The following is a 13,561-nucleotide window of genomic DNA, read 5'->3' as shown; positions in this document are numbered from 1 at the left end:
GTGGTAGGCGACTTCGACCATTGATACGACTGTTTTCAGCCAAACCCAGGCGGTAACTACCCGTGCTGATTCCGTACCGCTAGCGTGAGGGCGCCGCGTCGCCACACCAGGGGCACAGGGCCCCGCCGGGACTAGCGCGCGGCGGAGGATATCCCCCTTGACCACAGCATCCGTGCTGATGGCCGACGTCTTCGAAGTCCAGCCGTACACCTCCCACTGCAAGGTCATCCTGGGTGAGGGTGCGCACGCCGTGATCGGTGTGTCCCCGGGCAACAGCTATTTCTCCGCCCGCCGCCTGCACGACCTCGCCCGCTGGGGACTGGACCACTTCGACAGGGTCGACTTCGTCTACACCGACCTGTACGTCGCCGAGATGTACGAGGCGTCCGGCTATCCACCGGACGAGGCCCGGCGCAAGGCGGTGAAGAACCTGCGCGGGGTGCGTGCCAAGGTCCGTGACGCGGTGTCGGCGGCCGACCCGGAGGGCCTGCGGACGGACTGGCACCCGATGTCCGAGTTCCGCACCAACCCCGCCTACCAGGACATCCACCGTCAGCTCAAGGCGCGCCTGGCCTCCGACGGGGCCTTCCGGGCCGTCTGCGACGCCCTGGTGAATCGTTTCCTCAGTGCGCGTGGCGAGACACCGACCGAGCGGCAGCGGGCCGTGTGCCTGGAGTACGTGTGCGCCGAGGCGCCGCTGTTCCTGGACACCCCCGCCATCCTCAAGGTGCCCTCCTCGCTCAACTGCTACCACCAACTGCTGCCGATGGCCGAGCTGTTGTACTCCCGGGGCGCCGGCCTGCGCGCCTCCCGCAACCAGGGCCACGCCATCGTCACCCCCGCCGCCGCCCTCGAAGGAACCGCCGCATGACGACCGCCCCCGGCGCCCGCGCCGACCACCCGCCCCTGCTGGACTTCCCGTTCTCCTGGGACGGCACCAGGGTTCCCGCCGAGGTCGAGGACCTGCGCACCACAACCCCCGTACGGCGCGTGCGGACCCTCGCCGGCGACGAGGCCTGGCTGGTGTCGTCGTACGACCTGTGCGCCCAGGTCCTCAAGGACGACCGGTTCTCCCTCAAGGACACCTCCGCCCCCGGAGTCCCCCGGCAGTACGCGCTCACGATCCCTCCCGAGGTCGTGAACAACATGGGCAACATCACCGGGGCCGGATTGCGCCGGGCGGTGCTGAAGGCGCTGAACCCGAAGTCGCCGGGCCTGATGGAGTGGCTGCGCGGGGAGGCGCACCGGCTGGCGGACCGGTTGCTGGCCGACGGCCCGACGGCCGACCTGCGTGGCGCGTTCTGCGAGCCGTACTCGGCGGGCATGCACTGCCGCATCCTCGGCATTCCGCAGACCGAGGCCCCGGGCTTTCTGCGCAGCCTCGACATCGCCTTCATGAACTCGCCGTGCCCGATCACCGGCGCGAAGGTCAACTGGGACCGGGACATCGCCCGGATGACGGCCCTGCTCGACGACCCGGCGACGCACGGCCTGATGGGCGAACTCGCCGCGCTGCGCGACGACCCCGACTACGCCCACCTCACCGACGAGATGCTGGCCACCGTCGGGGTCACCATGTTCGGCGCCGGCGTGATCTCAACCTCCGGCTTCCTCGCGATGGCCCTGGTCTACCTGCTCACCCACCCCATCGCCCGTGACCTCCTGCGCGACCGCCCGGACCTGATCGGGCCCGGCGTGGAGGAGTTGCTGCGGGTCAACCTCTCCATCGGCGACGCCCTGCCACGCCTCGCCCTGGAGGACGTCCGGCTGGGCGACGTCGAGGTGAAGCAGGGGGAACTCGTCCTGGTGCTGGTGGAGGGCGCGAACCTCGATCCGGAGAAGTTCCCCGACCCGCACCGCTTCGACGTCCACCGCGACAACACCGCCGACCACCTCTCCTTCGGTGGCGGCGCCCACTACTGCCCCGCGACCGCACTCGGCCGCGCACACGCCCGCATCGCCCTGGAGGTCCTCCTCGACCGCATGCCCGACCTCGCGCTCGCCGTACCCCCCGGCCAACTGGTGTGGCGCACGGGCTTCATGAAGCGAATCCCCGAGCGGCTGCCCGTGACCTGGTAACCGCACCACCCGGCCGTCCGTACGGCGCCCCCGACCCGGCAATCCCGGGCGGGGGCGCCGACGGGTCTGCCGGGGCAGCGTGTGGCGGTGTGCGAGGGCTCCAGGGCCTGGATTCCGATGGTCTCGACCGACCGGAGGGTCGGTGCTGGTGGATCGGGGGTGGAGCTTCCGGCGTGGTTCCCGATGGGTCGGCCGGGGTGCGGTGGGGGCGGGCTGGCCACGCCGACGGATGTGGCTGGAAGGGTGGGCGGCGGTCGTTGGGGCGGGCCTCAGGGAGGAGTTCCCGACGCGCTGTTCGGGGTGCCGTTGTCGGCCGGTTGGGGTTCTGGGCCGGGCCGGGGCTGATGGGTTCGGCCGGGGGAGGGTCGCGGTCGTCGGGGTGGGGCTTCGGGCGTGTTCCCGAGGGGGCGGCCGGCATTGCCGGTTGCCGGTCGGGTGGCGCCGGCTGGTTCGGTCGGGGGGTGGTCGCCGGGCGCGCGCGGGTGCGGGCCTCGGGGCGATCCCCGGCGGGCCGGCCGGGGATCGGTCAGCGGACGGGCGAGTACGTCCCTTTGGTCAGGCCCACCGGATTGCCCGGCGGCAGCAGGCCCGAGGACTCGACCATGCGGGCCAGGGGATCCAGCAGGCCGGCCAGGCGTGTGGTGCGGTCGGTGCCGAGGGCGGCCCAGGGCCGTTCGGCCGCCGCGTCCGTCAGCGCCTCCACCTCCGCGCGCACGGCCGCTCCGGCCCGAGAGAGCGACCCGTCGGCTTCGAGCAGGCCCCGCTCACGCAGGCGTACCCCGGCCGCATCCCAGTCCGCCTGCTCCCACTTGCGCGTCTCCCGCAGGAACACCCCGTCGGATTCGCCGGCGGCCGCCTTGAGCACCATCGCCTCGACCGGCCCGAGTCCCTGACTCACCAGCACCGCGACATGCCCGTCGCCCCGGTGCTCGCGCAGGGTCGTCAGGCCCTGCCACAGCCGTGCGGTGGGGCGGTCCGGGCGCTCCAGCGCCTGGTTGGCAGCGGCGAGTACGCGGCCCGAGGTGTCCGCCCCCGCAGCCGCCTCCCAGGCGAGGTCGGCGGCCTCGGCGAACTCGGCCGAGCCGACGGTGTCCGGTCCGAACAGGCCGGTCATCGCCGTGTCCAGGGCGTCCAGGCGGGCGGCCAGCACATCGGCGGGAGCCGCGTACGTCCAGGCGTCCGGCAGGGCCCGGGCCACCCGGGCGGGGTGGAAGACGTAGAAACCGCTCGTCACGACGGACGGAGGGACCGCGCCGAGGGGCGCGGCGCGCAGCGCGAAGTACCCCATCCAGAATCCGCGCATCCCGAGCGCTTGCGCCGTCCGGTGTACCTCGGGCGCGAAGTACACGAGGTCGTGCACCGGTTCGTACCGCTCCCACAGGGCCCGCGCCATCGCGTCCGCCACCGCTTCCTCCCATCGCTGCGACCTGCTACGTGCTGTCGACACAAGACTGCGTTATGACACCGGTCATAACAAGGGGCGGGCGGCCGGGTCTCACGCCCGGCACCGGCGACACTACGACCACGAACGACTTCCGTCGGAAGGGTGTGCCATGGACATCGACGCCTCCCTCGTCCGCTCGCTGCTGCGTGCACAGCACCCGGATCTCGCCGGCCTGGAGGTGCGTCGGGTGCCGGGCGGCTGGGACAACCGGCTGTGGCGGGTGGGCGGCGAGTCGGCGGTACGGCTTCCGCGCACCCCGGGCGCCCCGGATCTCCTGCGCAAGGAGCAGCGGTGGCTGCCCGCGCTCGCCCCACGGCTGCCCCTGCCGGTACCGGTACCGATACGCACCGGTGCGCCCTCGGCCGCCTTCCCGCGCCCGTGGGCCGTCGTGACCTGGGTCCCCGGAGAACCCGGCGATCGGGCGACCCTCACGCGCGGCGACGATGCCGCCGTCCGGCTGGCAGGCTTCCTCGCCGCGCTGCACGAGGCCGCGCCCGCCGAGGCACCGGTCAACGAGGTGCGCGGAGGACTGCTCTCCGGCCGTGGGACCGAGTTCGAGGAACGTCTCGGGGCCGTCGCGGACCTGCTGACCGGCGCGGAGCTGTCCGACGTGTGCTCCGTCTGGCAGTAGGCTCTCGCGGCGCCGGAGTGGACCGGAGCAGCGGTCTGGCTGCACGGCGATCTTCACCCGGCCAACGTCGTCGTCACGGACGGCACCCTCGCCGGTGTGCTCGATTTCGGGGACGTCTGTGCGGGTGATCCGGCGGCCGATCTCGCGGCCGTGTGGCTGCTGTTGCCGTCGGGGGCGGTTCCGTGGTTCTTCCGGTCGTACGGGCCGGTCGACGAGGCGACTCTTCGCCGCGCCCGGGGCTGGGCCGTGCTGCGGGCTCTGTCACTGCTGGGGATCGGCAGGGCCCACGAGCGGGGGCTGCCCGGCGGGCAGCCGGGGTGGGCCAGGGCGGGGCGTGCGGCGCTCGACCGTCTGAGAGCGGCGCGACGCGCCGGGTGATTCGCCCCGACGGGGAGCCGCGTGGCGTAAGTGCTGGGGCAGACGGGTGGCACGGTGACCCGGCTGGGTGGCTCGGATGGTGGGAGTTTGCGTACTCCCTGACGGTGGTTCATGTCGAGGCCGGGTCTGTCCAGCTGATGAGGGATCCGCTGCCCGGCCACGGCGGAAGGACATCGCTATGCGTTCTGCCCGCATGCTTTTGGCCACGGCGGCCACCACGGCCGCACTGACCTTCGGCGCACCCAGTGCCGCCTTCGCCGCTTCCGCGGGAGACGACGGAGGCCGCGACGATTCCTCTTACAGCCAGGACCACGACCAGGGGTCCGACGAGGGCCACGGCGGAAACAACGACCAAGGCGGAAACAACGACCAAGGCGGAAACAACGACCACGGCGGAGACAACGACCAGGGGCGCGACAACGACTCGGGCCGTGGTCACGACAATGATCACGGAGACGACAACGGCAAGGGCCGCGGACACGACGGGCCGCGCGGCGGAATCCACACGGGTGGCGGAGCGCTGTCCGCGGTGCGTGGTGACGGAGGGGGTGACGACCGGGGCGACGACGAGGGCCATGGTCGGGACCAGGACCAGGGTCGCGAGGACGGCCATGGCCGGGGCGACGATCACGGCGGCTGGGGCGACCACGACGAGGGTCGGGGCGGCCACGGCAAGGGCCGCGGACACGACGGACCGCGTGGCGGTGTGCACGCGGGTGGCGGTGCGCTCGCCGCGCTGCACAGTGATGACTGGGGCTCGGGTGGCGACGACAACTCCCAGGACGGCGGCCGGGACGGGGGTCGTGACGGCGGTCGTGACGGCGGCGAAGAGGGCGGTCGTGACGGGGGCGGTGACCACGACGAGCGGGGCGAGCACGAGAAGCCGCGCGGTGGCATGCACACCGGCGGCGGCGCGCTTGCCACTCCGGGCGTCACCGCGGGCGGCCTGGCCGTGCTGGCCGTAGGCGCCGGCGGCATGTACATGCTGCGGCGCAAGAAGGCCGGCCAGCCGGCGTCCTGACGGAACGACCCGAGCCAGAGGCTGCGGCCGCCGCCGACGCGCCCACCGTGTCGGCGGCCCGCACCCGCTGGCCTTCCCCTGCGTCTGTCACGCCGGTGCGCACACGGTCCCCCTGCGCAGGCCCCCTGTACGTCCCTTACCGTGCGCCGGGGCATGTTCCGGCGCACTTGTCCAGATCCCCCGTGCTGCCGTGCCCGAGTGAGGTGGTGTCCGATGGCAGCAGATCCCTCCTCCCCGACCTCCGCGGAACCGCAGGCGGACGGGCGGAGTTCCGGCCGTGGCGGGCGGCTGACGCTGTGGGGCGTGGCGATCGTCCTCGTCGCCGTCAGCGTGTTCGGCGGCCACCACACCTCGGACGGCTCCCCGCCGGCGTCCCGTGCCGCGGGCGCGAGCGCCGCCACCCAGACCGCCCCGCAGCAGACCGACACCCAGCAGGTCGATCCACAGCCGACCGACCCGAAGCAGGCCGATCCGCAGCAGGGCGACCCGGAGCGGGCCGACCCGGAGCTGCCCAGGTCCGCACCGACCCGTCTGCGCATCCCGAAGATCTCCGTGGACGCCCCCTTCACCACCCTGTCCATCGGCTCCTCGGGGCACCTCGAACCGCCGCCGGCGGGCGACACCAACCTCGTCGGCTGGTACGCCAAGGGCGCCTCGCCGGGTGAGAAGGGGACCGCGGTCATCGCCGGGCACGTCGACACGGCCACCTCCCCGGCCGTCTTCGCCAACCTCGACGGCCTGCGCCGCGGCGACCGTTTCACCGTGGAGCGCGCCGACGGACGCGATGCGCAATTCGTCGTGGACGACACCGAGACCTTCGCCAAGGACGACTTCCCCAGCAAGCGCGTCTACGCCGACACCCAGCGCCCCGAGGTCCGGCTGATCACCTGCGCGGGGGATTACGACCACGATGCGAAGGACTACAAGGACAACCTCGTGGTCTTCGCCCACCTGGTGTGAGCCGGCCCGTACCGGTCAGGCGACGCCGTCCCCGAAGGGACCACCTGGCGCGAACGCCAGCGCCGCGAACCGTTCGCCGATCCGGCGGTGCGCGGCGGCGTCGGGGTGCAGGCCGTCCGGCAGCGGCAATTCGCCGAAGTCGGCCTCGCCGTACAGCTCCCGGCCGTCGAGGTGGTGCAGCCGTGGGTCCTGCGCCGACCGTTCGCGCACGATCCGGGCCAGTTCCTCCCGGATGACCCCCAGGGTGAGTTTCCCGCTCGCCTTCTCCGCCGGGTCCCCGGCGGCCCGGAACCGCAGTCGGCCCTCGCTCAGCGCGGAGAAGTCCGGGAGGCTGGGACCCGGCGTGTCCTCGTGCATGGGGCACAGGATCGGCGAGACGACGAGCAGCGGCGTGTCGGGATGTCCGTCGCGGATGGTGTCGAGGAAGCCGTGGACGGCGGGAGAGAACGCCCGCAGCCGCATCAGATCGGTGTTGACCACGTTGATGCCGAGCTTGACGCTGATCAGGTCGGCCGGCGTGTCGCGCAGCGCGCGAGCGGTGAACGGGTCGAGCAGGGCACTGCCGCCGAGCCCCAGATTGATCAGCTCCGCCCCGCCCAGGGACGCGGCGAGCGCCGGCCAGGTGGTGCTCGGGCTCGCGGCGTCCGAGCCGTGGCTGATGGAACTGCCGTGATGCAGCCACACCATGCGGTCCTGGTGCGGTACTGCTTCCACGGGCGCGTCGGTGCGCAGGGCGACGAGTTCGGTCGTCTCGTTGTGCGGCAGCCAGATCTCCACGACCTTGACGCTGCCGGGCAGCCCGGAGAAGCGCACGGTGGCGACCGGGCCGGGCCGCTGCTCGGCCGTACCGGTGGTCATGTCGATGGTGAGCGTGTTGCCGCCGGCGGCCCGGCCGCTGCCGGCCGGAAGTCCGTCGACGAGCAGGTCGTACACGCCGTCCGGGCGCGGCGGCGCACCGACGTAGACCCGTTTGGTCGGCAGGGTGTCCAGCTCGACGGTGGTCGCACGGGTGCGGAAGACCAGCCGTACACCGGAGGGCTGGGACTCCGCCATGGCCAGCTGAGGATCGGCGCACTGCGCGCGGGCGCGGGCCGGCAGCCGGTGCGGCAGCAGTCCGCGGGCGGTGCGTTCCAGATCGAGGGCGCCGCGCACGAGGTCGGGGATGAGCGGGGTGGTGTGCATGGTGTCGGCCTGCGTTTCCAGGGGTCAGGGGGTGGGCCAGTTGCGCAGCAGGGAGTCGAGGGCGTCGAGGATCCGGGTCCAGGACTCCTGCGAGTCGGGGGCGCTGTGGCTGAATCCGCCGGCCGTCTCGAGGCTGACGTAGCCGTGGAAGACGCTGCCGAGGAGACGGACCGCGTGGGTCTGGTCGGGCTCGGCGAGGTCGTAGCCGCGCAGGATCGCCCGGGTCATCTGCGCGTGCCGGCCGCCCGCGCTCGCGGCCGCCGCCTCGGGGTCCAGCGGGTGGCGGGTCGCCGCATAGCGGCCGGGGTGTGCGCGGGCGTAGTCGCGGTACACGTCGGCGAACGCGACGAGGGCGTCCTTGCCGGCCCGGCCGGCGAGCGCGTCGGCGGCGCGGTCGGCCAGCTCCTCCAGGGCGAGAAGCGCGATCCGCGTCTTCAGGTCCTGGGAGTTCTTCAGATGCGAGTACAGACTCGCGACCTTGACGTCGAACCGCCGGGCCAGCGCCGACACGGTCACCTGGTCGAAGCCGACCTCGTCGGCCAGCTCCGCGCCGGCACGGACCAGGCGATCGGCCGTCAGACCGACGCGAACCATAAGCACTCCCCTTCCTGTCGTATGAGATTATGCAATTACCTAAAGCCTTTAGGCAAGCGTGGGTGTGCTGTAGCCAGAAGGGTGTGAGCGCGGGCACGCTCCGTGCCAGCTCCGGGTCCTCGGGCAGACCGGCGGCGGACGGCGCCTGCCGGTACCCGCTGTGCCGCAGTCGACGCGTCGACCTCGCCCCGCAGCTCCCCCGCACACGACGGCCACGCGTCGGCAGCCCCGCTCGATCAGGTGCCGGGTGTCTGCCGCCGACGCCTCGACGTCGGGCATGCCGACATGGTCCACGGGCCCGCCGAAGATCCGCTCGCCGAGGAGCACCACCGCGAGGCCGATGGTGCCGGTGCGGCCCTTGCGGAGGCTGCGGGCCGCCACGTTGACCCGGTGGTCGAGCCGGGCCGACGCCGCGAGGACGCGCTCGCGGGTCGCGGGACGGACGTGGGGGTGGTCGTCGATGACGTTGGAGACGGTCATCGTGGACACGCCGACCGCCTTCGCCACGTCCTGGACCGTCGCCACGCTCACTCCTGCCCGGTGTCCTCCGAGGCGGGACGCACGCCGTCCTGCGCAAGACGACAGAGCGCGACGCCATGGGCGGTCAGGTCGACCGTCAGGTGCCGGCCGTCGTGCGGCACGCCGGTACGGGTCCACAGCTCCCGGACGCGATCGGCCGGGCGGGCACCGATCGAGCCGAGCGGCACCTCGTACCGGCGGGGCCCGTCGGCCGTGGTCCGCCCCACCTGGGGCCACACCGCGCACGCCACGTACGAGGAGGCGCGCGCCTTCGCGGCACGCGTCCAGAGCGAGGTCTACGGCGCGTTCCTGCGCGGCGTCTTCGCCATGGACTTCGTCTCCGGACGCAAGACGACGGCCAGGGAACGGTTCGCCGGCGCGATCAACACCCTCACGCTCGAGAGCATGATGGGCGACGGCAAGGCCCTCCAGATGGTCACCAGCCACGAGCTGGGCCAGAACTTCGCCGAGGCCTTCCGCACGCAGTTCGTGACACGGGACGGCCGGCAGGAGCACGTCCGGCAGACCTCCTGGGGCTCCACCACCCGCATGATCGGCGCGCTGGTGATGACCCACGGCGACGACGACGGACTGCGCGTCCCGCCCCGCCTGGCCCCGGTCCAGGCGGTCGTCCTCGCCGTCAAGGGCGACGAGGAGGTGCTGGCCGGCGTCCGCGCGATCGGCGACCGGCTGAGGGAGGCGGGCGTACGCGTCCACGTCGACGACCGCACGGACGTGCCGTACGGCCGGCGCGCCGTCGACTGGGAGCTCAAGGGCGTGCCCGTACGGATCGAGGTGGGACCCCGCGACCTGGAGTACGGCACCGCCGTGCTGGTCCGCCGTATCCCGGGCACCAAGGAGCCGGTCGCGGCCGAGGCGCTGTCCGCACTCCTGCCCGGGGTGCTCGAGGACGACCAGGCGCTGCTGCTGGAGCAGTCCCGCCGGCGCCGCGAGGACCGCACGGTCGAAGTGACCACCATCGAGGAGGCCGCGGAGGCCGCCGGCAGCGGCTGGGCGCGCGTCCCCTGGGCCGCGCTGGGCCCGGAGGGCGAGGCCAGGCTCGCCGAACGCGGCGTGTCCGTGCGGTGCCTGGTCGCGGCGGACGGTTCGGTGCCGGAGAGTGAGGACCAGCCGGGGAACGTGGCGGTGGGGGGCGGGCCTACTGACGGGAGCGGGCGGAGCCGAAGAGGGACTCCATGGCTCGCCGGGGCGGGGCGGTCCGCCACTCCGTCCGGCGTTGCGGGCTCCCGTCGGGTTGGTCTGCCCGTGTGGCGGCCCGTGTCGCCCGGGCTGTCGAGTCGGGCCGGAACCCAGGGGTGTCACGCCCGGGCTGATGAGCCCGGTGGAGACGCAGGGGCACCACTGATGTGGAGCCTGGCCATGGACCGGGCGGCCTCTGTCGGGGCGGCGGGGCCGTGCGAGGGGCGGATGTGCGCCGGCGCCCCGGTGGTGCCCAGGGCGCTCGTGCTCGGCAGTGGCCCGGGCAGTGAGGTCGGCTGACCTGCGACTTGTGTCCCGGCGTGGCGGGGTGCGACGCTTCGGTCCGCCGGTCGCGACCACGGTCGGCGGTGGCGGTGAGCACTGGTTGCAACGGGAGAGGCGGACGGAGCTCCCGGGGCGGACCGTGGACGGGAACGGGGAGTGGAGCGATGGAGCTGGAGCTGCGGCACCTGCGGGTGCTGTGCGCGATCGCCGACGCGGGAAGCGTGGGGCGCGCCGCGGCACAGCTCGGCTACTCGCAGCCCGCCGTGAGCACCCAGCTGCGGCGCATCGAGCGACACCTCGGCGAGCCCCTCTTCGAGCGCGGCACGAGCGGAGTGCGGCCCACCCGCTACGGTGCCGAGGTCGTCGCCCAGGCCCGTGACGTGCTGACCCGCGCCGACGCCATCGGCCACCGCCCGGCCGCCGGGCGAGGGAGCCGTACCCTGCGCGTGGCGGCGACCAACTCGCCCATGCTGTCCGGCACGGTCTCCCGCTTCCGCACCCGGTTGCCGGAGCTGTCCCTGGCCGTCACCAGCGTCTACGCCTCCTCGCGGATCGTGGAGCTGCTGGAGGAGGGTGCGGTGGACGCGGCCATCGCCGCCGACTATCCGGGCATGGAGCTGCGCCACTCGGGCGCGGTGCGGCACCGGGGGATCGTCACCGAGCCGACGTTCGTGGCCCTGCCCGCCCGGCATCGGCTGCGGCAGTGCGCCCAGGTGCAGCTCGCCGACCTGGCCGAGGACGCCTGGTTCGTGACGCCGGACGACGGCGCCGGCTGGCCGGGGGTGTTCTACGACGCCTGTGCGGCGGCCGGGTTCACTCCGGTCACCGTGCACGAGTTCCTCGGTGACCAGACCCAGCTGCAGAGCATGATCGCCGACGGTCTCGGGGTGTCCCTCGTACAGCCGACGCTCCGGCCGATCCCGCACGTCGTGGTCAAACCGTTGGCCGGTTCCCCGCTGTGGTGCCGTTACGTGCTGGCCTGGCGGCCGGAAACCGTCACCGACGAGGCCGTGGAGGCACTGTCCCAGTCCGCCACCGCCGCCTACCGCGACCTCGTCGCCCAGGCACCCCATCTGCGAGCCTGGGCCTCGCGCACCTGGAGCGTCACCGGAGCGTAGCGACAGGTCAAAGGCGCACCGCGATGTTATGAGCGGGCAGTGGCATGTGCTATGTCACACGGCATTGTTGGGGCGGGTGGCCCGCTGAGACAGTGCCTCACACGCCTCAACACCCCACAGAGGCGCATCCCTTCGTGGAGGAATCCAGATGCGCTATCGCTTCGCGCTGCCCAGACGCATGCCCGGCCACAGCCGTCCCCGTACGGCCGCACGCATGGCCGGCGCCGCGGTCGTCTGTGTCACCGTGGCAGGTCTGCTGTCCGCCCCGGCACTGGCGGCACCACAGCAGTCGCACACCCGCGCCGCCACCACGCCCCGGCAGCACGCGTCCCAGCCGTCGCCGACCGGCGCGACCACCCCCGTCACCGAACGTCCCGCGAGCCAGGCCCGACGGCTCAGCCCGGCCCAACTCCCGCCCCTGCAGCCCCTCTCGGCCCATCCGGCCCGAAGGGCGGCCAAGGCGGCCTCCTGCACTCCGGGCGACTTCGGCAGCCGTAGCGGCTCCGCCCTCGTGTCCTTCGTGAAGGCCTCGTCCACGGACTGCGTCAACACCCTCTTCTCGGTGACCGGAACGGACGCGCACGACGTCTTCCGGCAGGCCCAGATGCTCAGCGTCGCGGCCGCCTACACCCGCACCGCCAAGCTGTATCGCGGCGACAACTCCGGCGGCCTGGAACAACTGGTCCTCTTCCTGCGGGCCGGCTACTACGTCCAGTTCAACCACTCCGCGGACGTCGGCCCGTACACCCCCCGCCTGACCACGGCCGTCACGGCCGGCCTGGACGCCTTCTTCGCCCGGGCGCACTCGCGTGATGTGACCGCGGTCAACGGCGACATCCTCGGCGAGACCGTCATCCTCACCGACAGCGCCGACCAGCAGGGCCGCTACCTCTCCGTCTACCAGCGGCTGCTGAACGACTACGACAGCTCCTACGACTCGGTGGACAGCATGGTCAGGGCCGTCAACGACGTCTACACACCGCTGTGGCGCGGCAACTGGAACCCCGACTACGTCAAGGCCGTCGAGGCCGACCCGGGCATCATCGACACCCTGTACGACTTCGCGATCGCCAACACCGACCTGCTCGGCACCGACCAGGCGTTCCTGGACTCCAACGCCGGGATGAACCTGGCCCGTTACGTCGAACACCCCGAACTGCAGGACACCGTCCGCCCGTTGACCAAGGATCTGCTGGACGAGACCGCGATGACCGGTCCCACGGCCGGACTCTGGGTCGCCGTGGCCACCCAGGCGAACGCCTACGACAGCACCGACTGCGCCTACTACGACGTCTGCGACCTGCCCGCCAAGCTGACCAGGGCCGTCCTGCCGGTCAACCGCCAGTGCGACGCGAACGTCAGCATCCTCGCCCAGTCGCTGACCCCCGCCGACCTCGACGCGGCCTGCGCGAGCGTCCTGGACCAGAGCACCTACTTCCGCGGCGTGGTGAAGGCCGACGCAGCGATACCCGGCCAGTACGTGTCCACCATCCAGCTCGTGGTCTTCGCCAGCCGCGCCGACTACCAGACCTACGCCGGCCCGATCTACGGCATCAGCACCGACAACGGCGGCATGACCCTGGACGGCGACCCGTCCGACCCGGCGAACCACGTCACGTCGATCATGTACCAGAAGCCCACGGACGACGGTTTCACGGCCCGGATCTGGAACCTCAACCACGAGTACACGCACTTCCTCGACGGCCGCGACGACATGAAGGGCGACTTCGCCCAGGAGATCACCGTGCCGGACGTGTGGTGGATCGAGGGCGTCGCCGAGTACGTGTCCTACGGCTACCGCGGCCTCGCCGACGACCAGGCGATCCAGGAGGCCGGCAAGCACACGTACAAGCTGAGCACCCTGTTCGAGAACACCTATGACAACAGCGACGTGATCCGTACCTACCCGTGGGGCTACCTCGCCGTGCGCTACATGGCCGAGAACCACCCCGACGACCTCCAGCGCATGCTCGCCCGCTTCCGCGTCGGTGACTACGCCGGCGGATACGCCGTCTACCACGACGGCATCGGCACCCGCTACGACGCCGACTTCGACCAGTGGCTGAGTGCGTGTGCCGCGGGAGCCTGCGCCAGGCCGGCCAAGGCCTGACCGCACGCGCCCCCGCAGAACGGCCGCCGACCGGAACCCC

11 protein-coding genes and 2 pseudogenes are annotated in these 13,561 nt (G+C 72.4%); 8 read left to right on the top strand and 5 right to left on the bottom strand.

The genetic code is table 11. The annotated features are described in order from the left end of the window. Positions 1 to 157: 157 nt before the first annotated feature. Both ACWGJ5_RS12355 and ACWGJ5_RS12350 read left to right on the top strand, forming a co-directional pair. Positions 158 to 871 (top strand): tRNA-dependent cyclodipeptide synthase, encoded by a 714-nt coding sequence (locus ACWGJ5_RS12355; RefSeq protein WP_453309673.1) that lies wholly within the window; start codon positions 158 to 160, stop codon positions 869 to 871. Continuing rightward, the gene (locus ACWGJ5_RS12350) at positions 868 to 2,079 is read left to right on the top strand and encodes a cytochrome P450 (RefSeq protein WP_453309672.1); all 1,212 of its coding nucleotides are present in this window, start codon (positions 868 to 870) and stop codon (positions 2,077 to 2,079) included. The genes ACWGJ5_RS12355 and ACWGJ5_RS12350 overlap by 4 nt, the downstream gene beginning before the upstream one ends. 526 nt (positions 2,080 to 2,605) lie before the next feature. On the opposite strand, the gene ACWGJ5_RS12345 is transcribed toward ACWGJ5_RS12350, so the two are convergent. Further along, positions 2,606 to 3,484 (bottom strand): SCO6745 family protein, encoded by an 879-nt coding sequence (locus ACWGJ5_RS12345; protein ID WP_453309671.1) that lies wholly within the window; start codon positions 3,482 to 3,484, stop codon positions 2,606 to 2,608. Positions 3,485 to 3,632: 148 nt separating this feature from the next. On the opposite strand from ACWGJ5_RS12345, the pseudogene ACWGJ5_RS12340 reads away from it, so the two are divergent. The 3 genes and pseudogenes from ACWGJ5_RS12340 (at position 3,633) to ACWGJ5_RS12330 (ending at position 6,513) form a co-directional block, all read left to right on the top strand. Continuing rightward, positions 3,633 to 4,532: pseudogene (locus ACWGJ5_RS12340) on the top strand (aminoglycoside phosphotransferase family protein). Positions 4,533 to 4,710: 178 nt separating this feature from the next. Then, positions 4,711 to 5,553, top strand: coding sequence for a hypothetical protein (locus tag ACWGJ5_RS12335; protein WP_453309670.1), 843 nt, complete (start codon positions 4,711 to 4,713; stop codon positions 5,551 to 5,553). A gap of 213 nt (positions 5,554 to 5,766) precedes the next feature. Then, positions 5,767 to 6,513, top strand: a complete 747-nt coding sequence (locus ACWGJ5_RS12330; protein WP_453309669.1) for a class F sortase — start codon at positions 5,767 to 5,769, stop codon at positions 6,511 to 6,513. Between the two features lie 15 nt (positions 6,514 to 6,528). Here the strand turns inward: ACWGJ5_RS12330 and ACWGJ5_RS12325 are convergent, their stop codons facing one another. The 4 genes from ACWGJ5_RS12325 to ACWGJ5_RS12310 are packed head-to-tail and all read right to left on the bottom strand — an operon-like array spanning position 6,529 to position 9,035. Beyond that, a complete protein-coding gene (locus ACWGJ5_RS12325) occupies positions 6,529 to 7,695 on the bottom strand; it encodes a GDSL-type esterase/lipase family protein (protein ID WP_453309668.1) in 1,167 nt (388 codons plus the stop codon). Between the two features lie 24 nt (positions 7,696 to 7,719). Then, positions 7,720 to 8,289: a TetR/AcrR family transcriptional regulator gene (locus ACWGJ5_RS12320; protein WP_453309667.1), complete on the bottom strand. Its 570-nt coding sequence runs from the start codon at positions 8,287 to 8,289 to the stop codon at positions 7,720 to 7,722. A 48-nt stretch (positions 8,290 to 8,337) separates the two neighbouring features. Further along, on the bottom strand, positions 8,338 to 8,814 hold the full coding sequence (locus ACWGJ5_RS12315) for a LacI family DNA-binding transcriptional regulator (RefSeq protein WP_453309666.1): 477 nt from the start codon (positions 8,812 to 8,814) through the stop codon (positions 8,338 to 8,340). A gap of 2 nt (positions 8,815 to 8,816) precedes the next feature. Then, positions 8,817 to 9,035, bottom strand: a complete 219-nt coding sequence (locus ACWGJ5_RS12310; RefSeq protein ID WP_453309665.1) for a hypothetical protein — start codon at positions 9,033 to 9,035, stop codon at positions 8,817 to 8,819. Positions 9,036 to 9,039: 4 nt separating this feature from the next. Here ACWGJ5_RS12310 and ACWGJ5_RS12305 point away from each other — a divergent pair. From ACWGJ5_RS12305 to ACWGJ5_RS12295, 3 genes and pseudogenes are all read left to right on the top strand, one after another. Beyond that, positions 9,040 to 9,957: pseudogene (locus ACWGJ5_RS12305) on the top strand (His/Gly/Thr/Pro-type tRNA ligase C-terminal domain-containing protein); the annotation flags it as partial. A 500-nt stretch (positions 9,958 to 10,457) separates the two neighbouring features. After that, positions 10,458 to 11,411, top strand: a complete 954-nt coding sequence (locus tag ACWGJ5_RS12300) for a LysR family transcriptional regulator (protein ID WP_453309664.1) — start codon at positions 10,458 to 10,460, stop codon at positions 11,409 to 11,411. A gap of 148 nt (positions 11,412 to 11,559) precedes the next feature. Beyond that, a complete protein-coding gene (locus tag ACWGJ5_RS12295; RefSeq protein ID WP_453309663.1) occupies positions 11,560 to 13,521 on the top strand; it encodes a collagenase in 1,962 nt (653 codons plus the stop codon). Positions 13,522 to 13,561 lie beyond the last annotated feature (40 nt).

The sequence above is a fragment of the Streptomyces sp. NPDC054783 genome (genome assembly GCF_053611725.1).
Note: the sequence above shows the minus strand (reverse complement) of the source record. Positions and strands in the feature narration are given on the sequence as shown.